The following is a 20,006-nucleotide window of genomic DNA, read 5'->3' on the forward strand; positions in this document are numbered from 1 at the left end:
CTGTGCTGAGTGTTGTCACCTTCCTCCCGCTGGCCGTGTGCGCGGTACTGCTGCTCCTGCCGCCACGCGCCCTGTCGGACCGTGCCTGCACCTGGGTGTGGATCGTTGCCGCGGCCGCCGACCTGGCCCTCGTGATCGCCCTGTGGACCGCGTTCGATCCCCACGGCGGCCTGCAGTACCAGCAGCGGGTGCGGTGGATTCCCAGCGCCGGGGTCGGCTACCACGTCGGCGTCGACGGACTGTCCCTGCCCCTGGTGGCCCTGACCTGCCTGCTGTTCCTGGCCGTTGCCGTCCACTCTCTGCGCGAGGCAAGGCGCGTGCGCTCGTACGTGTGCCTGTTCCTCTTCCTGCAGACGGCGAGCATCGGCCTGTTCGTCGCCCTGGACCTGATCCTCTTCTTCGTGTTCTTCGACCTGTCCATCGTCGGCATGTTCTTCGTCATCGCCTGCTGGGGCCACGGCGAGCGCGCCCGCGCGGCAGCGCTGAAGTTCTTCCTCTACACCTTCATCGGATCGCTCGCCCTGCTGCTCGGCTTCATCGGCCTCTATCTGGCCGCCACCCCGCACACCTTCGACATCGTCGACCTCACTCGCGCCGACCCACTGGCCGGTCGCGGCCTGTACGCCGCGCTGGTGCTGCTCGCGATCGGTGTGGGGCTCGCGGTCAAGACGCCGACCGTGCCCTTCCACACCTGGCTGCCCCCGGCCCACACCGACGCCCCCGCGGCCGGCTCGGCGATCCTGGCCGGCGTTCTGCTGAAAATGGGCACCTACGGCTTCGTCCGCATCGCCATGCCCCTGCTGCCCGGCAGCTGGCGCCATTACGCACTGGTCATCGTCATCGTCGGCGCCGTGTCGGTCGTTCACGGAGCGCTGGTCGCCCTGGCCCAGACCGACTTCAAACGCATGATCGCCTACACCTCGGTCAACCACATGGGTTACATCATCCTGGCCGTCGGCGCCGCCGGAACCCTCGCCGGCAGCGACGCCCGGGCCCGCTCCCTGGCCGTGACCGGGGCGGTCACCCAGATGGTCAGCCACGGCCTGATCACCGGCGCCCTGTTCCTGCTCACCGGGGTCCTGTACGACCGCGGCGGCACCTACGCCATCGACGCGTACTCCGGCCTGGCCGCCCGCACCCCGCGCTTCGCCGCCGTCACCGCGGTGGCCGCGTTCGCCTCCCTCGGCATCCCCGGCTTCTCCGGGTTCATCGCCGAGTTCCAGATCTTCGCCGGATCCCTCGCCTCCCAGACGGTGGCCACCGCCATCGCGGTGACCGGCATCCTGATCACCGCCGCCCTGTTCCTGCGAGCCCTGCGCGGCATGTTCCTCGGCGCACCCCGGCTGCCGGGGACCATCACCACCCGTGGCATCTCCGACCTGAACGGCGGCGAAGCGCTGTCCACCGTGGCGCTGCTGGCCGTCGCACTCGTCATCGGCATCGCACCGCGCTGGCTGCTGGACGTCATCGAGCCGGCCAGCCACACGGTCATCGAGCTGGTGGCCCGGTGAACGAGAACCTCTCCGCCCTCATCCCCGAACTCTCCCTCGCCGGCGCGGCCGTGATCGGCCTGCTCGCCGGTTCCTGGCTGCCGCGTCGCCGCCAGTGGCTCGTCGCCGCCCTGGCCGCCGCGGCCTGCACCGCGGGTCTTGCCGCCACATCGGCCACCATGGCCACCGGACGCGAACAGACCGTCTTCTCCCACACCTTCGCCGTCGACAGCGCCACCGACGCGGGACGCCTCATTGTTCTCGGCGCGCTGCTGCTGGTCATCGCCATGTCGGTGGAGACCGTACGCGGCCACAGGCGCGAAACCGAGTACTGGGTCCTGCTCCTGCTGACCGGCGCCGGCACCCTCGCCCTCATCGGCGCGAACGACGTGCTGATGCTGTTCGCCGCCTACCTGCTCGCGTCCATCCCCGCCTACGCCCTGGCCGCCTTCGCCAAGGACTCCCGCGGCACGGAAGCAGCCCTGAAGTACTACCTGATGGGCGCCCTGCTCGGCACCACCATGCTCGCCGGCACGGCCCTGCTCGACGGCGCCGGCCACGCCACCATCTACCGCGACCTGCGCACCGCCCTGCCCGCGGCACCGTATGGTCTGGTCGCTGTCGGACTGGTCGGCGTACTGGCCGGGCTGCTGTTCAAAGCCGGCGCCGCCCCCGCGCACTTCTGGGTCCCCGACGTCACCGACGGCGCACCCGCCCCCGTCGCCGCCTACGTCACCACCCTGCCCAAGATCGGGGCGCTCATCGCCGGATACCGGCTGCTCCACCAGGCGCTACCCGGCAGCGACGTCAACTGGCCGCTCCTCTTGGCGATCCTGGCCGCCGTCACCATGACCCTGGGCAACCTCGCCGCGTTCTTCCAAACCTCCGTCAAACGCCTGCTCGCCTACTCCACGATCAGCCAGGTCGGCTACCTCCTCATGGCCCTGGCCGTCGCCACTCGCAGCCACCTGGCGCAGAAGAGCCTGCTGTTCTACCTGGCCGCCTACGCCGCCACCAATCTCGGCGCCTTCGCCGTCGTCACCGAACTCCCGCACGCCCGAACCCTCGACGACTACCGCGGCCTCGCCCGCCGCCACCCCGCTCTCGCAGCCGTCCTGCTCGTGTGCCTCCTCGGCCTGGTCGGCACCCCGCCCACCGGTGTCTTCCTCGGCAAACTGGAGATCTTCAGCGCCGCCATCGACGGCGGCTACACCTGGCTCGCGGCCCTCGCCGTCGCCAACACCGTCGCCTCCCTCTTCTACTACCTGCGCTGGCTCGCCCCCCTCTTCACCGCCGCCGCTCACGCTCCCGCCGGCACCCAAACCGTCCTCGGCCGCTGGGCGGCCGCCACCGCCTGCACCGCAGCGACCCTCTCCCTCGCACTCGGCATCGCCGGCGGAACCGTCCTGCCCTTCGGCACCGGCCGTCTCCTGCCATGACTGCGCACTCCACCTGTGCGCGGCCGGGCAGCTCGCTGTAACGGCGGCCGAGGCTTGGCGGGCACCTCCGGCTCACTGCACCGCCGAGCGCCGGCCGCCCACTGATCGGCCGCCCCGCTCGAATCGACGCTTCCGTCCTACGGAGATACGGTGCTTGTGGGGTTTTCGCCATATTTGTGGGCACCCGGTCTCTTACTGCCCGACTCGCAGGAGGAATCATGACCAACCCCGAGCAGGATCCCGACCAGCAGGAAGGCCCCGCGGACGGCGGCGCGGCCGGAACACCCGGCGTCCACGACGGCGGAGCCGACGGAGGAGCCGAAGGCCCCGCGGACGGCGGCGCAGCCGGAACACCCGGCGTCCACGACGGCGGAGCCGACGGAGGAGCGGACGAGTCCTCCAGCGGCACTTGAGTGCCCTCCGAGCCGGATTGCAGCACCCTGGCGCCGGGACGACGGGCGGCGGGGTGCTGAACCGCCTGATCGGCGCGGACCTGGAGGCATTCGCCCGCGATGTCTGGGCGCGCAGAGCGCAGCTCACACGCGGAGCGGACGATTTCTCCGACCTGTTCTCCGCGGACGCCGTGGACGAGCTGGTGTCGCGCCGCGGGCTGCGCACGCCGTTCCTCCGCGTGGCCAAGGACGGTTCCACGCTTCCCGGCTCGTCGTTCACCTCGCCCGCCGGCGTCGGAGCCACTGTTTCCGATCAGCTCGACGACACCGCTGTGTGGCGTGCCTTCGGCAGTGGAGCCACGCTCGTCCTGCAAGCCCTGCAACGCACCTGGCAGCCGCTGGGCGACTTCGTCTCCGGGCTGGGCACGGAGCTCGGGCACCCGGTGCAGGCCAATGCGTACATCACCCCGCCGCAGAGTCGCGGTTTCGACGCCCACTACGACGTGCACGATGTCTTCGTGCTGCAGATCCAGGGCACCAAGCGCTGGCTGATCCATGAGCCGGTGCACCCCGATCCGCTGCGCGACGAGCCCTGGACCGATCGGCGCTCCGCGGTGGCCGAGGCCGCGGAGGGCGATCCTCGTATCGACTCCGTGCTGGGGCCCGGCGACACCCTCTACCTGCCGCGGGGGTGGCTGCACTCCGCCCGGGCGCAGGGCGCGGTCTCGATCCACCTGACGCTGGGAATCCACAACTGGACGCGCCACGCGCTGGCGGAGCAGCTCGCCGAGTCGGCGCTTGCTGCGCTGCGTGACGATCCCCGGATGCGCGGCACTCTCCCCCTGGGCGTGGACGGACCCGCGGATGAGCTCGACGCCGTCCGCGAGCTTCTCCTCGCCGCCGTCGCCACGGCGGATTCCGCGCCGTTGTTCCATCGCGCCCGTCGACGTCAGGGACGCCCTGCCCCACTGGGACCGCTGGCCCAGCACGAGGCCGTTGCCGGCCTCGGCCCGGCTTCGCCGGTACGGCTCCGTGACGGTCTGGAGGCGCGGCTGGAGGGCCTGCGTCTGAGCACCCGCGTGGGATGGCTCGATTTCTCCAGGAGCGATCTCAGGTCCCTCACCCGACTGCTCGACGGCGACGTGTGCACGGCCGGCGACCTCGGCACAGGGCTCGTCGAGAGACTGCTGCGCGCGGGTGTACTGGTGCCCGCCGGATCTTGACGGCCGCCATGGCTGCGACAGAGCCCTTCTTCTGCTCCCGTGCCGCCCGTGCACGCGGCGACGCGATCGCCGGCACCGCACCGCACGGCGTTGTCTGGGTCCTCGTCGAGCACCGGCGGGGCTGGCCCGCCAACGGTTTCGACGGCCTCGCCCTGGAGCCCGCGGTCAAAGCACGCGTCTACGGTGCCGCCCAGGCGGCTCGGGCACGGGTACTGCTGGTGAGACGGTACGGCCGGCGCACGCCTCCGGGTCCTGGCCCACGCTGGGCCGTGCTGCGTCACGACGGCTCGGGCGCCTACCGTCAGTGGTGGGGTACGTGGCGCGATGACGGCGACCTGCTGGGGATCGTCGAGGCCCTCGACGCCCCGGGAGAGGCCGGCCGGCCTCCCGTCGTACTCGTCTGCGCCCACGGTCAGCACGACCCGTGCTGTGCGATGCGCGGACGGCCGGTGGCACGTGCGCTGAGTGAGCGCTGGCCGGAGCTGGTGTGGGAGTGCACGCACGTCGGCGGTGACAGGTTCGCCGCCAACATCCTCGTGGCGCCCGACGGCGTCTACTACGGCGGCCTCGACGGCGGGTCGTCCGTCGCGGCGGTCGAGGAGCATCTGGCCGGCCGGATCCATGCGGAGTACCTGCGGGGATACACGGATCTCTTCCCGCCGCAGCAGGCCGCCGTCGCGGCCGTCCTCAGGCGCTTCGGGCCGGCCGGCCGGCATGACTATGCCGTCATCGAGACTGCCCGCGAGGGCGACCGCTGGAGGGTCCGCATCGGCGGCCGCCCGCCCCGGCCCGCGGCACTCGACGTCGAGGTACGGGGGCACCGCACCTCGCCGACCCGCTTGACCTGCCGGGGGGCGGCCAGGAGTTCGACTGTGGCCTACGACGTCACGTCCATCCGCGGGGGGTGAGCCCGTTGCGTGCCGGGGCGCGGGGGCCGCGCCGCGCAGGCGCTGCGGTGCGGCCCCCGGCGGGCCGGCCTACTTCTTCTGCCAGCCGACCAGCGCGGGCGGGCCGACGACGCCGTAGTTGCCGTAGAACTGGGCCGCACCGAAGTTGGCGAGCCCCTTCTTGACGGCCCAGATGGTGGGGCCGTTGGAGGTCGGCATGATGCCGTAGGTCTTCATGGCCTTCAGCTCGACCTTGTTGCCGGCCTTCAGCTGCTGGTCCAACGTGGGCAGCTTGATGACCGACTTGGTCTCCTTGTCCATGCTCTTCGGTACCGAGCGGGAGACATTGAGCGTGGAGTCGGAGCAGTACGTCTGGCAGATGTAGAGCATGCCGTTCGGGTCGCTCGCGATGAAGCCCATCCCGAAGATGTCGAACGACCGCTGCGTGAACACCTTGTTGAAGTCCGCGGACGGGTGGGCCTTGATGTCCACCTTGACGCCGATGCCCTTCATCATCTGTGCGAGGGCCGTGGCGCCGGCCTTGGTGGTGGACCTGTCACCGATGGTGGGGTAGCTCAGTTCCAGCTTCTTGCCGTCCTTGACGCGCACGCCGTCCGGGCCGGGCTTCCAGCCGGCGGCGTCCAGGTCCTTCTTCGCCTGGGCGGGGTCGTACTTCACAGCCTTGCCGAAGTTGTCCTGGTACCCCTTCTGGAAGGTGAAGAGGAGGACGGATCCGGGCAGCTGCTCGGTGTAGCCGAGTCCCTGGAAACTGATCTTCGCGAGCTGAGTGCGGTCGATACCCTCCATGAGGGCCTTGCGCACCGCCACGTCCTTCAGTTGCGGCGACGTGCTGTTGAAGATCAGCAGGTTGTTGTCGGTGGTCGTGCCGCGGCGCAGGTCGAGCTGGTGCACCGACTTCACCTGGTTGAGTTCCTCGGCGTCATGCACCTGAACCGCGTCGATCTGGCCGTTCTTGAAGGCGTTGATGGAGGCGCTCTCCTCCATCTGCACGAAGGTGAGCTCGTCCAGATGCGGCTTGGCGCCCCACCACTTGGGGTTGGGCTTGTAGGAGACGGTGCCGCCCTTGGCGTCGAACTTGGTGATGGTGTAGGGGCCGGCGCCCCACTCCGGGTGGGGGTTGTTCACGTAGGCCTTGTTGAAGGCGTCGGCCTTGGCGATGTGCGGGTTGACGACGTTGGCGAAGAGGGACTTCCAGTACACGAACGCCCCGTCGAAGGTGATGATCGCCTCCTTCGCGTCCTTCCCCTTCTTCACCGAGGCGATGCTGGAGTAGCCGTCGGTGGAGGCGGGGACGTAGTCCTTGTCCTTGCCGTTGAGCGCGTGCCAGGTGTCCCGGAAGATCGTCCAGTCCATCGCCTGGCCGTCGTTCCACTTGGCCTTCGGATTGATGTCGTAGGTGACCTGGGTGTTGCCGCCCACCGTCGTCTCCTTGACGTCGGTGAGGAAGTCCTTGTTGAAGGTGACGTTGCCCTTGGGGTCATTGAACGACAGTTGCGGCTGGTAGAACCAGTCGATCCTCGACGTGTACAGCGATGCGTTGCCGTTCAGCGGGTTGAGCTGATCGGGAATGGACACGATGGGGAGGGTCAGCTTCCCCCCCTGCTTCAGGTTGCTCGCAGGCTGCGGGTTGTACGAGGTCAGCACCTGGTTCTGGGAGGTGGCGCCCTTGGACGTCTTCTGCCCGGAGTTGTCGTTGCCCCCGCCGCCGCACCCGGTCAGGACGAGGGAAGCGGCGGCGGCGAACGCCAATCCGCTCAGCGCGATTCTTCTCATGACGGCCTTTCAGCTCAGTTGTCGGCGGACGCGGTCAGGTCCGCGAAATGGCATGCGTCGAGGTGGTCCTGGTCTCCCCTCCCGGTCAGCTGCGGTGTGACGCCGCGGCACTTCTCCCGCTGCGGCTCCGAGAGCGTCAGGTGGAGCGGGCACCTGCTGACGAACCGGCAGCCGGGCCGGTCGTCCGTCGGGCTGGGCAGGTCGCCCTTGAGCACGACGCGTTCCCTGGTGCGTTCCGCGACCGGGTCCGGCAGCGGGATCGCGGAGAGGAGCGCCTTGGTGTAGGGGTGCCTGGGGTTGTCGAAGACGGCGTCGGTGTCGCCGATCTCGACGATCCGCCCCAGGTACATCACGGCCACCCGGTCGGAGATGTGGCACACCACCGACAGGTCGTGCGCGACGAAGAGGTAGGACAGGCCCAGTTCGGCCTTGAGGTCGTTGAGCAGGTTGATGACGCCGGCCTGCACCGAGACGTCGAGGGCCGAGACCGGCTCGTCCAGGACCAGTAGCCGCGGCCTCGTGGCGAGCGCCCGGGCGATGCCGATGCGCTGCCGCTGCCCGCCGGAGAAGGCGGCGGGGAAGCGGTCGCGGTGCTCGGGGTCGAGTCCCACGAGCTCCATGAGCTCCGCGACCTTCGTGCTGAGCGTCTTCTTGTCGCGTTCGCCGACCGCACGGAGGGGTTCGGCGAGGATGTCGTAGACGGTCATGCGCGGGTCCAGCGCCCCCATGGGGTCCTGGAAGACCATCTGGATGTCGCGGCGGACGGCGCTGATGTCCTGCTTCCGCTTCAGGTCGGCCGTGTCCTTGCCGCAGACGGCGATGGCGCCCTGCTCGGGCGGGGTCAGCCCCATGATCTCGAGCAGGGTTGTGGTCTTGCCGCAGCCCGACTCGCCGACGAGTCCGAGCGTCTCCCCCTCCCGGATGTCGAGGTCGATGCCGTTGACGGCGAAGACGGTGCCCACCTGGCGCTTGAGCAGGCCGCCCTTGGTGAGCGGGAAGGTCTTGGTGACACCGGAGAGTTCAAGGACCTTGGGCCGATCCTCACGGGGGACGGCCGCGGCCCGGTCCTCCCTCTCGGCCGGGACGGGGTAGATCGGCTCGCCGCCGATGGCGCCGTCGTCGATCTCCGCGGCGCGGCGGCAGGCGGCCGAGTGCTCGCCGCCGTGTCCGTCCCCGTCGCCGTCGCCGGCGATCGCCAGCAGGGCCGGTTCCGCCTCCCGGCAGGCGTCCTGCACCGCCGGGCAGCGTGCCGCGAAGGGGCAGGCGTCGGGCAGGTCGACCAGCAGCGGCGGTGTTCCGTGGACCGGCGTGAGCGCGTCCCTGGCGCGGTCGTCCAGGCGGGGAATCGCGCCCATCAGGCCGATGGTGTACGGCATGCGCGGGCGGGTGAAGAGCTCGTCGACCCCGGCACGCTCGACCGCGCGTCCGGCGTACATCACCATGACGTCGTCGGCCGATCCCGCGACCACCCCGAGGTCGTGGGTGATCATGATGACCGCGGCGCCGGTCTCCCGCTGGGCGGTCTTGATGACGTCGAGGATCTGGGCCTGCACGGTGACGTCGAGAGCGGTCGTCGGCTCGTCGGCGATGATCAGGTCGGGGTCGTTCGCGATCGCCATGGCGATGACGGCCCGCTGCCGCATGCCGCCGGAGAACTCGTGCGGGAACCCCTTGGCGCGGCGGTCGGGGTTGGGGATGCCGACCAGGTCGAGCAGTTCGACGGCGCGTTTCCAGGCGGCGGCGGACGAGATGTCCTGGTGGATCTGGAGCGCCTCGACGATCTGGGACCCGATGGAGAAGATCGGCGTGAGCGACGAGAGGGGGTCCTGGAAGATCATGCCGATGCTCCGGCCGCGCACCTTCGACATCCGCCGGTCGTCGAGGTCGAGGAGGTTCTCCCCGCCGAGCGTGACCGAGCCGGTGACCGCCGCGTAGTCGGGCAGCAGCCCCATGACGGCCATGGACGTGACGGACTTGCCCGACCCGGATTCGCCCACGATGCCCAGGGTCTTGCCGCGGTGCAGGTCGAAGGAGACGCCGCGTACGGCGTCCACCCTGCCGGCTTCCGACGGGAACGCCACCTTCAGGTCACGCACGGACAGCAGGGGCTGCTGGGTACCGGGCTTGGTCATGACTGCGCGCTGCTCGATCATGCGCGGCCTCCAGACTGCGAGGTGGGGTCGAGTGCGTCACGCAGGCCGTCACCGATGAGCGCCATCGCGACGGTGAGCAGCACCACAAGGGCCGCGGGCAGGTAGAACAGCCAGGGAGCAGTGGACAGGGTGCTCTGGCCGTCGGCGAGCATGGAACCCAGCGACACGTCGGGCTGCTTGACGCCGAACCCGATGAAGGAGAGCGCCGTTTCGGCCTGCACGGTCGAGGCGACGCCGAGGGTGAACGTCACGATGAGCAGGGATCCGATGTTCGGCAGCAGGTGGCGGACGATGGTGCGCATCGGGCTGACGCCCATGAAGCGGGCGGCCGTCACGTACTCGCGCTCCCGCAGGGAAGTGGCCAGGGACCAGATCACCCGGGCCGTGAGCATCCAGCCGAACAGCGTGAGGACCACGACGAGGACCTGCCACTCGCCGCGGTAGTGCGTGCCGACCAGGGCGATGATGAGGAACGAGGGCAGGATGAGCAGGAAGTGCACGAAGCCGAGCATCGCCCGCTCGACCTTGCCGCCGAAGTAGGCGGCCGTGGTGCCGAACAGCCCCGCTATGGCGGTGGTCAGCAGCGACACCGTCACGGCGATGATCATCGACCTGCCGAGGCCGTGCACGAGTTGGGCGTAGACGTCGTTGCCGGCGCCGTTGGTGCCGAGCAGGTGGCCGCTGACGCCCGGGGAGACGGTGAGCGAGGTGAAGTCCGCCTCCGTGTAGTTCCAGTGGGTGAGGAACCGGCCGAACACCGCGAAGAACACGAGCAGGGCGAAGAGTACGAGACCGCCGAGCGCCGCCTTGTTGCGCGCGAAGCGCCGCATGTAGAGCTTGACCGGTGAGAGGCGCTTGCCGCCTGTGCCGGTCTTCCCCGGCTGCGGCTCCCCCGCCTCGCCGTGGCGTACCTCTATGGCGTCGGGTCCGGCGCCTGGCATGTTGATGGCCATGTCAGCTCACCCTGATCCTGGGGTCGAGGGCCACGACGACGAGGTCGGCGAGGATCGCGCCGATGGCCGTCATGAGGGCACCGAAGGCGGCGACGGCGACGACGCCGTGCACGTCGTTCGTGCTGATGGTCTTGGTGAAGTACTCGCCCATTCCGTGCCAGGCGAACACCGTCTCCGTGATGACCGCGCCGGTGAACAGCGCCGGCATCGCGAAGGCGACCTGGGTGGCGACGGGGATGATCGAGGTGCGCAGCCCGTGCCGGTAGATGGCCTGCTTCCGTGTCAGCCCCTTGGCCCGTGCCGTGCGCACGTAGTCGGAGTTGATGTTGTCCAGTAGCAACGACCGTTGCAGCAGGTGATATCCGGCGTAGGAGATGAACGTGAGCGAGATCGTGGGCAGGATCGCGTGGGTCGCTCTGGAGGCGAACACGGGCCAGAACCCGGAGACGTCGGGGCTCTGCGCTCCGGCGACCGGCAGCAGTGTGCTGCCCAGGGCCTGGTTCAGCGCGATGGCCGCGAGCACCACCGCGAGCGAGGCGACTGCGGAGGGCGTGTTGAAGGAGAGCACCGAGAGGCCCTGCCACACCCGGTCGGCGGCCTTGTACTGGCGCGACGCGGTGTACACGCCGAGGCCGACCCCGATGACGATGGCGAGGATCGTCGAGCCCAGGACCAGCTGGCCGCTGACGAAGATCCGGTAGGCGACCTGGTCGTTGACGCTGCCGCCGGTCGGCGAGCGGCCCCAGTCGAAGTGGGTGACGATCCCGGAGATCCAGTGCCACCACCGATCCAGGATCGGCTTGTTCGGATTGAGGTTGTAGAGCGCCAGCGAATGGTTGATCTGAGCTGGAGTTCGAGGCGGTCGCAACGCGGTGTAGTTCGACGCAGGTTTGAGGAATGCGTTAGCGAGGAAGTACGTAAGGTTGGTCGCGACAGCGATCATCAAAAACCAGCCGACTGCTTTGCGGGCGATGTAACGCAGCACGGTGAGCCGGCCTTTCGTGACTTGGGCTATCGGCCCGCACATCCGGTGTGATGGCCGGACCCTGGGCCGCGTTGACCGGGCACCGGTTCGCGAGCGCTCGGACAGGACGTGCGGTTCCTCGGTGAGTCAGTAAATGAGTGGCGCGCAGCCACCCCGATGGGGGAGCCTGGGGCGTGGTGGATCCGTACAGGCGGGCCACACGGCCGGAGTGAGCAGTGCGCAGGGCATGGGGCGACAACCTCGCGTGGGAGACAGCCAATTGAAGGCGGCCGCGCGACACAGCAGCGCCATTGCTGACGATTGCAACTGGTTCGTGCGCACGTCAAGGCTGGTCAGGTCGCGATCCGGTTAAGCCGAAGCTGCATATCGGTCATTCTTCGCGAATGTTTTCAACGTCGCGGCGAACGGGCCGGTCTCGACCTTCCGGCCGGACCTCCCCCACGCCGCCGACGCGGCTCGGTGTCCGCGGCAGCGATCCACGAAGAGCGCTGAGGCTAGACTTCCGCCGTGGTCGAGCTCGCGGAATCGATTCCCAGGCGTCTACGCGTCGCGGCGCTCGGCCGGGGGGCGCGGGGGGCCGTGACGTGGGACCTCGCGTTGGCCGCGGTGCTCGCGGTCGCGTCCTTCGTTCCGCAACTCGCCGGCAACGGCCTGTCGCTGGGTGAGCTGACGCGGCGCCAGGGCGATCTGTGGGCCGTCGTCCTCACCTTGGGGCAGTGCCTGCCGCTGTCGGTGCGGCGCCGGTGGCCCGCGTGGTGCCTGGCGCTCGTGGCCGGCTGCTTCGCGGCGTACCAGTGCCTGGGCTACCGGTCCGACTTCGCCGGTGTGGGGGTGTTCGCGGCGCTGTACAGCGCGGGAGCGCACGTTGGCGCCGACCGCTCCCGGCGCGGGCTGATCGCCGCCGTGACCGCCGGATATCTCACTCTGGCCATCGCACTGCACCACCTGGGATCTCCCGAACGGCCGCTCGACTACTGCACCTTCTACATCGCGCTGCTCGCCTGCTGGGGAGGGGGCGCCTGGGTGCGCGGCCGGCAGGCCCTGGAGGCCGCACGGCGCCGCGAGGACGCCCGGCTGGCCATCTCGCGGGAGCGCGCCCGCATCGCCTGGGAACTCCACGACGTGGTGACCCACCACGTCACCGCCATCGTCGTACAGGCCGACACGGCACAGCTCCTGGTGTCCGGCGCGCCTGACCGTGCCGTGGAGAGCCTCACCGCCATCAGCGGAACCGGACGGCGGGCACTCGCGGAGTTGAGGCATCTGCTCGGAGTGCTCGAAACGCCCGCGGACGGGGTCGGCCGGCCGGAGGCCGATCGCGACGGTCCCGGGGCCGGCCGGGCGCCGGCGCTCGACCGGTTCCGCGATCTTGTCGAGCGGACCAGGCTGGCCGGGCAGCCCGTCGAGCTGTCCGAGGACGGTGAGCCGACGCCGCTTGCCGCCGGTACGGAACTCGCCGCGTACCGAGTGGTGCAGGAGACCCTCACCAATGCCGTGAAGCACGCGCCCGGCCGCCGCACCGTGGTACGGGTGCGGTACGGCGAGGAGATCCACATAGAGGTGACCACCGACGGGCCGGTCGTCGCCGAGGGGGCCTTCACGGCGGGGCGGGGGCTCACCGGCCTGCACGAGCGGGTGAGCTCCTGCGGCGGGGAACTGGCCGCGGGCGGCCGGCCCGGCGGCGGTTTCAGCGTCCGTGCCCGGATACCCTCGGGAGCGGGCCTGTGACCGATGGGGCACCCATCCGGATTCTGGTCTGCGACGACCAGTTCCTTGTCCGTACGGGTTATGCCACCCTCTTCGCCGCGCAGCCGGGCTTCGAGGTGGCCGGGGAGGCCGGCGACGGGCAGGCGGCGGTGGAGAGCGCGGCCCGCTTGCGTCCTGACGTGGTCGTCATGGACGTAAGGATGCCGGTCCTCGACGGCATCGAGGCGACCCGGCGCATGGCAGGACCCGGTGCTCCGGCCCCGGTGAAGGTGCTGGTCGTCACCACCTTCAACCTCGATGAGTACGTCTACGAGGCGCTGCGGGCCGGGGCGAGCGGGTTCCTCCTCAAGGACTGCCTGCCCGCCGAGTTGGTCAACGGCGTGCGCACGGTGGCCGCTGGGGACGCCCTGCTGGATCCCACGGTCACCCGCCGGCTCATCGGCCGCTTCGCCGGCCGCCTGCGGCCGGAGGACCCCGCGCGCCCCGACGCGGAAACCCACCCGCTCGCCGCACTGACCCAGCGGGAGATCGAGGTGCTGAAGCTGATCGCGGCCGGGCTGTCGAACCGTGAGATCGCCGACGTGCTGGTCATCAGCACGGAGACGGTGAAGACCTACGTCTCGCGCATCCTGGCCAAACTGCAATTGCGCGACCGGGTACAGGCGGTGGTACTCGCCCACCGCGTGGGCCTGGTGACCGACCGCGACTGATACGGGCCGCGCCCGGCACCGCTTCGGCAGCCGGCGTCGGTGGTTGTCCCCCGTGCGAGCTACCAGCAGATGTCCACCGCAGGGTGACTTTTCCGCGCGGCGCTCGCCCATAGCGTTGTGGACGCATGCCGCGGCACCGCGCCGCGGCCGGGCAGAGGAGCGCCTTCCATGACCAGCAGATCCGCTCAGGTGATCGACCCCGCCGCCGACGGCGGCCTGCCGCGGGACGGGGTGCGGCGGCGCACAGGTGCCCGGCGCTGGGCGCGCGTCGGTATGGCTGCCCAGATTGCCTTCGTCGCGAGCATGCTCATCGCCGCTTCGTGGCAGGGCCCGCGATACAGCGTCCTGTCCGACGCCGTCAGCGACATGACCGCGGTCACCGCGCCACGGGGGATGTTCCTGGTGGTCGTCTTCACGCTGTGCGGCGCCGCGACCATCGTGTTCGTGCTCCGCTCGGTGTGGCCGACGCTGCGTCCCGGGGGGTGGAGGGCGGCGCTGGGTTCCGTCCTGCTCGCCCTGTCGGTTCCCGGTCTCGGCGACCTTCTGAGCGCCAAGGAGCGGCTGGCGTGCCGCATGGCCGACCCGGGATGCACCGCCGCCCAGCAGATATCCAACGCCGGCGGCCGGCTCGACGGAAACGTCACCACGGTCGGTGTGTTCCTGCTCGTGATCGCCGGGTTCTTCCTGGCCGCCGCCATGCGGCGGACACCCGGCTGGCAGGCCTGGGCATGGCCGTCGCGGTGGACGGCGCTGCTGATTCTCGCCTTCAGCGTGGCACTGGTGCTGTTTCAGCATGCGGGCTTCGGGGGCCTGTTCGAGCGCCTGGTGGCCATCACCGGCGCCGCGGGGCTCGCCTCGCTCGCATGCGGGGTCCTGCGGCGGGGCTGAGTGCGCAGGATTCAGGACCGTGGCGCCCCGGGGCCTTCCTCACACGGCGGGCCCGCGCGGGGCGGATGGCACCGCCGGCGTCGCGAACGCCGCTGCTGTCCACGCGACGTCGTCGGCGGCCAGCAAGGCCTCGACGGCCTCAGGCGACGGCAGCGGGCCGTGGTCGGACGTGGCACGCAGCGCGGAGGCCGCGGTGAGGTGGCCGAGGCGAAGCGCGCGGGCCGGGTGATCGCCCCGGACGGTGGCCGCCAGGTAGCCGGCGGCGAACGCGTCGCCCGCGCCGACCGGTTCGACGACGTCGACACGTGGGGCGGGCACGGTGTGCCGCCCTGACTCGGTGTAGGCGGTCGCGGCGCGTCCGCCGTCCTTGACGATCAGCGCGGCGGGTTGCGGCAGCAGCGCGCGCACGTCGTCGGGTTCCGCGGCCGCCGTGCCCCACAGGTTCTGCGCCTCGTCGAGCCCGACGAAGACGATGTCCGCCCGGCGGGCCAGGGAGAGCAGCACGTCGGCGGCCGGTTCCGGCGCGCCGGTCCACAGTGCGGCGCGGTGGTTGACGTCGAAGCTGACGGGCCGGGCGCGTGTGCCGGACAGTGCGGCCCGCACGAGGTCGTGGCAGGACGGGGAGAGGGCCGCGGTGATGCCGGTCAGGTGCAGCAGGCCCGCGGTGCGGACGGCGTCCTGGGCGAGCAGGCCGGGGCCGAGGCCCGCGGCGGCGGAGTCCCGGCGGTAGTAGTGGACGTGGGTGCCGTCGCGGCCGGGGTCCTTGAACAGCAGCCCGGTCGGGCGCACCGGGTCGAACCGCACTCCTGACACGTCGACGCCGAAGGCCGCGACGCGCTCGCGCACCATACGGCCGAGCGGATCGTCGCCCAGGGCGGAGACCCAGCGGGCGGACACGCCGTGATCCGCCAGGTAGCAGGCCACGTTGGACTCGGCGCCCGCCACGTCGAGCGTGAGCCTGCGCGCCGCGTCGAGCGGTCCCAGTGGGGCGGGTGCCATGGCCGCCATCGTCTCGCCCACGCAGGCGACCGGCCCGCGGGGCGCCGGCAGTGTCCCGCTCACGCGCGCGTCTGCGATCCGAGGAGCCCGGGCGCGGGACGGAACGCCGCAGCCGGCACGCCCGGCACGTCGGCACGCGTGGCGAAGACCGCCCCGTCGAGCGCGCCCGGGTGTGCGAGCCCGGTGCGTGCGCTGGTGACGTACAGGGTGCGCAGGTCGTCGCCGCCCAGGCAGACACCGGCCGGTTGCGCCGCGGGCAGTGCGACGGTGCGGTCGCGTACGCCGTCGCGCGTGTAGTGGTGCACAACGCCCTTGCCCCACACCGCCGTCCACAAGCCGCCCGCCGCGTCCACCGCCATGCCGTCGGGTCCGCCGGATGCCAGTTCGATGAATACCGTCCCCGGGCCGATCTCCCCGCTCCCAGGGTCGACGGTGTGCCTGCGCACCACCCGGCGTGCGGTGTCCGTGAGGTACATGGTGGTGCCGTCGGCGTCGAACGCCGGGCCATTGGGGATGGTGATGCCGGTGAGCACGCGGCTGACCGAGCCGTCCGGGTCGACGCGGTAGAGGGAGCCCGCTCCGTCGGCCTCGTCGTAGGCCATGCTGCCCGCCCAGAAGCGGCCGTACGGGTCGGCGGACGCGTCGTTCATGCGGGCGGGTGACGGCGCGCCGTCCTCGGGGCGTGCGAGCCAGGTGGTGTGTCCGCCGGGGCCGAGGAGGCGGATGCCGGTGCCGGCGGCGGCGATCCAGTGGCCGGGGTGGCCCTCCACCGGGGCGACGGCGCCGAGCGGTTCCGGCAGGGTGGCGACCACATCGAAGTGCGCGGCGGGGTCGTCCCCGCCTTCGCGGGCCGCGAGCAGGCGGCCCGTCAGGATGTCGACGAGGTGGAGCCGGCCACCGGCCCATCGGGGGCCCTCGCCGAGCGCGAGGCGGTCCGCCGAGCAGACCCGGGGCGTCGTGGCGGCGCCGCTCACCGCTTCTCCCCCGCCCCGGCCGGTACACGGACGGCGTCCGGTGCCCGCGCGATGTCGAGGAACCGGCGGGCGCGCGCACGCAGCGTGTCGAGGTCGCCGCCGTCCGCCGCGTCGCCGACGAGCGGGGACCCGACGCCGACGGCCACCGCGCCCTGGGCGAGGTAGGCGCGTGCGGCTTCCTCGTCCACACCGCCGACCGGCACGAACGGCAGGTCGGGGAACGGGCCCGCCAGGGCCCGCAGGTAGCCGGGGCCGCCGGCCTGCGCGGCCGGGAAGATCTTCAGCGCCGCGGCGCCGAGCCGACCGGCCGCGACGATCTCGGTGGGGGTCATGACGCCCGCCAGGACGGGCAGACCGAGGTCGCGCGCGGCGGTGACGCCCTCGCCGAGGGCGGGCGTCACCGCGAAGTCGGCGCCGGCGCGGTGGGCCGCTGCGGCGTCCTCGGCGGTCAGCACGGTGCCCGCGCCGAGCGGTGCGTCCGGGCCGAGCGCCCTTCTCGCCTCCGCGATGACGTCGAGCGCGTCGCGTCCCGAGAGTGACACCTCGATCAGCGCGATGCGCTCCTCGGCCAGGGCCCGCACGGTGGCGAGCGAGGCAGCGGGGTCGCTCCCGCGCACGATGGCCACGATCCGGTGGGCGCGCAGCGCGCCGAGCAGGTCCACGTCAGTGTGTCCTTTCCTGTGAGTGGCGGGCCGTCAGGAAGAGGCGCCAGCGCGCCCGACCCGATGGTGGCACGGTGGCGGTGTCGCCCTCGGCGGCGCCGTCCAGGGCGAAGACCCTGCCGAGCATCGGCTCGACACCGATCGACCGGTAGGGCGCCCGCCCGGGGAAGCCGCCGAGGTTGCGCCACAGGGCGACGGACAGCGGCTGGTCCTCCGCCTCGACGCGCAGGGTGAGGGAGTCGGGGCCGTCGTGCACCGTCGCCTCGTCGGCGTCGACGACCGCGCCGACGGCCGTGCCGTCGGGTGCGCCGAGCACGTGCAGCGGGGTGCCGGCAGGGGACGGCCAGCGGCCGGGGCGCCAACCGGTGCCGCCGTCCTGGTACAGCCGCAGGGGCGCGCCGTCCCGCATGGCCAGCCGGGCGCGGTGCGAGAGGTCGAGCAGCGCGTGGGCCGCCCACAGGAAGCGCGTGCCGGGCTCGGCGGCCAGCCGGTAGTCGACGACGGTGTGTTCGGCGCCGGTGCGGATGCGCCGGGTGAGGGCGAAGCCGGGCCAGGCGGTGTGTTCCTCGTCGCCGTGCCGCCGCCAGGGCCTGGTCCAGGCGTCGCCGTGGTCCGGCACGCCCCGCACGGTGGGCAGGCACTCCTCGACGCCGCCCGCGTCGGCGAACGGGTCGCCGGGGCGTACGGCGTGCCTGCGGGGCTCATCGCGGTGCCAGAGCCACTCCCGTCCGCCGGAGGTCAGCGACGTCCAGCGGCCGCCGCGCGCGGGGTCGGTGACGATCCGGGGCCCGGTCGCGTGCGTGCCGTCGCTCACCATTCCGCGAACGATCCGTCGTCGTGGCGCCACAGCGGATTGCGCCAGCGGTGCCCGGCACGGTCGGCCGCGCGTACGGCGTCCTCGTCGACGCTCACGCCGAGTCCCGGCGCCGTGGTGCGGTGTGCGTGACCGTCGACGAAGTTGAAGGGTTCGGTGTCGACGAGGTACGAGAGCAGGTCGGCGTCCTTGTTGTAGTGGATGCCCCTGCTCTGCTCCTGGATGAGGAAGTTGGGGGCGGAGAAGGCGATCTGCAGGCTGGCCGCGAGGGCGATCGGCCCGAGGGGGCAGTGCGGGGCGAGCTGCGCGCCGTACACGTCGGCGAGCGACGCGATGCGGTGCACCTCGGAGATGCCGCCGGCGTGCGAGAGGTCGGGCTGCGCGACCGCGACCCCGGCGCCGAGCACGGGCAGGAACTCGGCACGCCCGTAGAGCCGTTCGCCCGTGGCGACGGGCACGGGGCTCGCGGCCACCAGCGCGGGCAGCACACCGCCGTGCTCGGGCAGCAGCGGCTCCTCCGCGAACAGCGGGTGCAGCGGCGCCAGTTCGGCGAGAACGCGGCGGGCGCCCGCGGGTGTGAACCGCCCGTGGAAGTCGACTGCGACGTCCCGGTGCGGGCCGAGCACCTCGCGTGCGGCGGCGACCCGCTCGACGACGGCGGCCGTCTCGGCCGCCGTGGCCATCGGGGAGGTGCGCCCGGCGGCGTTCATCTTGACGGCGGTGAACCCGGCCTCGGTCTGCGCGGCGACCTGCTCGGCGATGTGCGAAAGATCGTCGCCGCCGACCCAGGCGTAGACGCGCACCCGGTCGCGTACGGGCCCGCCGAGCAGGGCGTGCACGGGCGCGCCGTACGCCTTGCCTGCGATGTCCCACAGCGCCTGGTCGAGGCCGGCGACGGCGCTGGACAGCACGGGGCCGCCGCGGTAGAAGCCGGCCTTCGTCATGACCTGCCAGTGGTCCTCGATGCGGAGGGGGTCCTGGCCGACGAGGTACTCGGCGAGGACGTCCACGGCGGCCCTGACCACCTCGGCGCGTCCCTCGACGACCGGTTCGCCCCAGCCGACGACGCCCTCGTCCGTCTCGACGCGGCAGAACAGCCAGCGGGGCGGCACGAGGAACGTCTCGACCCGGTCGATCTTCACTTGGTCTCGTCGCCTTCCGTGTACGTGCTCTCCTGCGCGGTCGCGTGCACCTTGTCGAGGTCGCGTCCCGCCTGGTCGAGCAGTGCCCGCATGGCGCGTTCCGCGGCGTCGCCGTCGCCCGCGCGCACCGCGTCGAGCACGGCACGGTGGCTGGGCACGGGGTCCTCGCCGTGCGGGGAGCTGTGCACGATCCGGTCGCGGTGGGCCAGGCCCGACTCGATGACCATCTCCATGCGTTCGAGCAGTTCGTTGTGGGTGGCGTTGAGCAGGGCGCGGTGGAAGGCGAGGTCGGCCTCGACGGCGTGGTCCGCCTGCCCGCCGCCTTCGACGGCCATGGCGGCGAGCGCGTCCTCCAGCGCCTGGACGTCCGCGTCGCCGCGCCGCTCGGCCGCGAGCCGTACGGCGGCCGGCTCGATGATGCCGCGTACCTCGCTGAGGTTGCGCAGCAGGGCGAGGTCGGCCACGGTGTCGGTGGAGCCGGCGAACTGCCAGCGCAGGACGTCCGCGTCGAGCAGGTTCCAGTCGGCTCGCGGCCTGACGAAGGTGCCGCGCTTCTGCCGTGCGTCGACCATTCCCTTGGCGGCCAGCACCTTGAGCGATTCCCGCAGGGCGGTCAGGCTGACGCCCAGCTCCCCCTGGAGCGCGACGAGGTCGAGTGTCGCCCCCTCGGGGATCCGGCCGCTGAGCACCCGGCGCGCGAGGGCCTCCACGGTCTGTCCGTGCACTCCGCGGCGCGCGTACGGCGTCATGTCAGTTGCTGCCTTTCTGCTGCTCGTCGTGGTGTCACCGTGGCT

Annotated in this window: 17 protein-coding genes and 1 pseudogene; 8 read left to right on the forward strand and 10 right to left on the reverse strand. The window is 71.5% G+C overall.

Features of this window, described 5'->3' with window-relative positions:
- Positions 1-2 precede the first annotated feature (2 nt).
- The 5 genes and pseudogenes from IH48_RS0108185 (at position 3) to IH48_RS0108205 (ending at position 5,452) form a co-directional block, all read left to right on the forward strand.
- The gene (locus IH48_RS0108185; RefSeq protein WP_030901152.1) at positions 3-1,511 is read left to right on the forward strand and encodes a complex I subunit 4 family protein; all 1,509 of its coding nucleotides are present in this window, start codon (positions 3-5) and stop codon (positions 1,509-1,511) included.
- Complete coding sequence (locus IH48_RS0108190; RefSeq protein WP_030901154.1) at positions 1,508-2,929, forward strand: NADH-quinone oxidoreductase subunit N; 1,422 nt, start codon at positions 1,508-1,510, stop codon at positions 2,927-2,929. Before IH48_RS0108185 ends, IH48_RS0108190 begins: the two co-directional genes overlap by 4 nt.
- Positions 2,930-3,147: 218 nt before the next feature.
- Positions 3,148-3,336: pseudogene (locus tag IH48_RS0108195) on the forward strand (BatC protein); the annotation flags it as partial.
- 2 nt (positions 3,337-3,338) lie between these two features.
- Positions 3,339-4,544: a JmjC domain-containing protein gene (locus IH48_RS0108200; RefSeq protein ID WP_030901158.1), complete on the forward strand. Its 1,206-nt coding sequence runs from the start codon at positions 3,339-3,341 to the stop codon at positions 4,542-4,544.
- A gap of 8 nt (positions 4,545-4,552) precedes the next feature.
- A complete protein-coding gene (locus IH48_RS0108205; RefSeq protein ID WP_030901162.1) occupies positions 4,553-5,452 on the forward strand; it encodes a sucrase ferredoxin in 900 nt (299 codons plus the stop codon).
- Between the two features lie 69 nt (positions 5,453-5,521).
- On the opposite strand, the gene IH48_RS0108210 is transcribed toward IH48_RS0108205, so the two are convergent.
- The 4 genes from IH48_RS0108210 to IH48_RS0108225 are packed head-to-tail and all read right to left on the reverse strand — an operon-like array spanning position 5,522 to position 11,316.
- Positions 5,522-7,225: an ABC transporter family substrate-binding protein gene (locus IH48_RS0108210; RefSeq protein WP_030901164.1), complete on the reverse strand. Its 1,704-nt coding sequence runs from the start codon at positions 7,223-7,225 to the stop codon at positions 5,522-5,524.
- 14 nt (positions 7,226-7,239) lie between these two features.
- Positions 7,240-9,378 carry an ABC transporter ATP-binding protein gene (locus tag IH48_RS0108215; RefSeq protein ID WP_030901167.1) on the reverse strand — a complete coding sequence of 713 codons (2,139 nt, stop codon included), beginning with the start codon at positions 9,376-9,378 and terminating at the stop codon, positions 7,240-7,242.
- On the reverse strand, positions 9,375-10,331 hold the full coding sequence (locus tag IH48_RS0108220; RefSeq protein WP_030901169.1) for an ABC transporter permease: 957 nt from the start codon (positions 10,329-10,331) through the stop codon (positions 9,375-9,377). Before IH48_RS0108220 ends, IH48_RS0108215 begins: the two co-directional genes overlap by 4 nt.
- A 1-nt stretch (position 10,332) precedes the next feature.
- Complete coding sequence (locus IH48_RS0108225; RefSeq protein ID WP_030901172.1) at positions 10,333-11,316, reverse strand: ABC transporter permease; 984 nt, start codon at positions 11,314-11,316, stop codon at positions 10,333-10,335.
- Between the two features lie 507 nt (positions 11,317-11,823).
- On the opposite strand from IH48_RS0108225, the gene IH48_RS0108230 reads away from it, so the two are divergent.
- The 3 genes from IH48_RS0108230 to IH48_RS0108240 all read left to right on the forward strand — a co-directional run bounded on the left by IH48_RS0108230 (position 11,824) and on the right by IH48_RS0108240 (position 14,621).
- The gene (locus IH48_RS0108230; protein WP_234434172.1) at positions 11,824-13,044 is read left to right on the forward strand and encodes a sensor histidine kinase; all 1,221 of its coding nucleotides are present in this window, start codon (positions 11,824-11,826) and stop codon (positions 13,042-13,044) included.
- Entirely contained in the window at positions 13,041-13,733 is a 693-nt protein-coding gene (locus IH48_RS0108235; RefSeq protein WP_030901178.1) for a response regulator, read from the forward strand. Before IH48_RS0108230 ends, IH48_RS0108235 begins: the two co-directional genes overlap by 4 nt.
- Positions 13,734-13,901: 168 nt before the next feature.
- A complete protein-coding gene (locus IH48_RS0108240) occupies positions 13,902-14,621 on the forward strand; it encodes a DUF998 domain-containing protein (RefSeq protein ID WP_199809909.1) in 720 nt (239 codons plus the stop codon).
- A 39-nt stretch (positions 14,622-14,660) separates the two neighbouring features.
- Here IH48_RS0108240 and IH48_RS0108245 read toward each other — a convergent pair whose 3' ends face one another.
- From IH48_RS0108245 to IH48_RS0108270, 6 genes are read right to left on the reverse strand one after another with little or no spacing between them, the layout of a single operon-like run.
- The gene (locus IH48_RS0108245; protein ID WP_420705457.1) at positions 14,661-15,698 is read right to left on the reverse strand and encodes a sugar kinase; all 1,038 of its coding nucleotides are present in this window, start codon (positions 15,696-15,698) and stop codon (positions 14,661-14,663) included.
- Positions 15,680-16,594 (reverse strand): SMP-30/gluconolactonase/LRE family protein, encoded by a 915-nt coding sequence (locus IH48_RS0108250; protein ID WP_051839361.1) that lies wholly within the window; start codon positions 16,592-16,594, stop codon positions 15,680-15,682. The genes IH48_RS0108245 and IH48_RS0108250 overlap by 19 nt, the downstream gene beginning before the upstream one ends.
- On the reverse strand, positions 16,591-17,256 hold the full coding sequence (locus IH48_RS0108255) for a bifunctional 4-hydroxy-2-oxoglutarate aldolase/2-dehydro-3-deoxy-phosphogluconate aldolase (RefSeq protein ID WP_051839363.1): 666 nt from the start codon (positions 17,254-17,256) through the stop codon (positions 16,591-16,593). The genes IH48_RS0108250 and IH48_RS0108255 overlap by 4 nt, the downstream gene beginning before the upstream one ends.
- A gap of 1 nt (position 17,257) precedes the next feature.
- Positions 17,258-18,073, reverse strand: a complete 816-nt coding sequence (locus tag IH48_RS0108260; RefSeq protein ID WP_037841251.1) for a hypothetical protein — start codon at positions 18,071-18,073, stop codon at positions 17,258-17,260.
- Complete coding sequence (gene dgoD / locus IH48_RS0108265) at positions 18,067-19,212, reverse strand: galactonate dehydratase (protein ID WP_030901196.1); 1,146 nt, start codon at positions 19,210-19,212, stop codon at positions 18,067-18,069. Before dgoD ends, IH48_RS0108260 begins: the two co-directional genes overlap by 7 nt.
- The gene (locus IH48_RS0108270) at positions 19,209-19,961 is read right to left on the reverse strand and encodes a FadR/GntR family transcriptional regulator (protein ID WP_030901199.1); all 753 of its coding nucleotides are present in this window, start codon (positions 19,959-19,961) and stop codon (positions 19,209-19,211) included. Before IH48_RS0108270 ends, dgoD begins: the two co-directional genes overlap by 4 nt.
- Positions 19,962-20,006 lie beyond the last annotated feature (45 nt).

The organism is Streptomyces sp. NRRL F-5126 (assembly GCF_000721265.1).
Taxonomy (GTDB): domain Bacteria; phylum Actinomycetota; class Actinomycetes; order Streptomycetales; family Streptomycetaceae; genus Streptomyces.

Bases quoted from the DNA above. Each gene is read 5' to 3' on its own strand.
- IH48_RS0108205 (WP_030901162.1), top strand. From the start codon at position 4,553: ATGGCTGCGACAGAGCCCTTCTTCTGCTCCCGTGCCGCCCGTGCACGC.
- IH48_RS0108210 (WP_030901164.1), bottom strand. From the start codon at position 7,225: ATGAGAAGAATCGCGCTGAGCGGATTGGCGTTCGCCGCCGCCGCTTCC.
- IH48_RS0108215 (WP_030901167.1), bottom strand. From the start codon at position 9,378: ATGATCGAGCAGCGCGCAGTCATGACCAAGCCCGGTACCCAGCAGCCC.
- IH48_RS0108220 (WP_030901169.1), bottom strand. From the start codon at position 10,331: ATGGCCATCAACATGCCAGGCGCCGGACCCGACGCCATAGAGGTACGC.
- IH48_RS0108240 (WP_199809909.1), top strand. From the start codon at position 13,902: ATGACCAGCAGATCCGCTCAGGTGATCGACCCCGCCGCCGACGGCGGC.
- IH48_RS0108260 (WP_037841251.1), bottom strand. From the start codon at position 18,073: ATGGTGAGCGACGGCACGCACGCGACCGGGCCCCGGATCGTCACCGAC.
- IH48_RS0108270 (WP_030901199.1), bottom strand. From the start codon at position 19,961: ATGACGCCGTACGCGCGCCGCGGAGTGCACGGACAGACCGTGGAGGCC.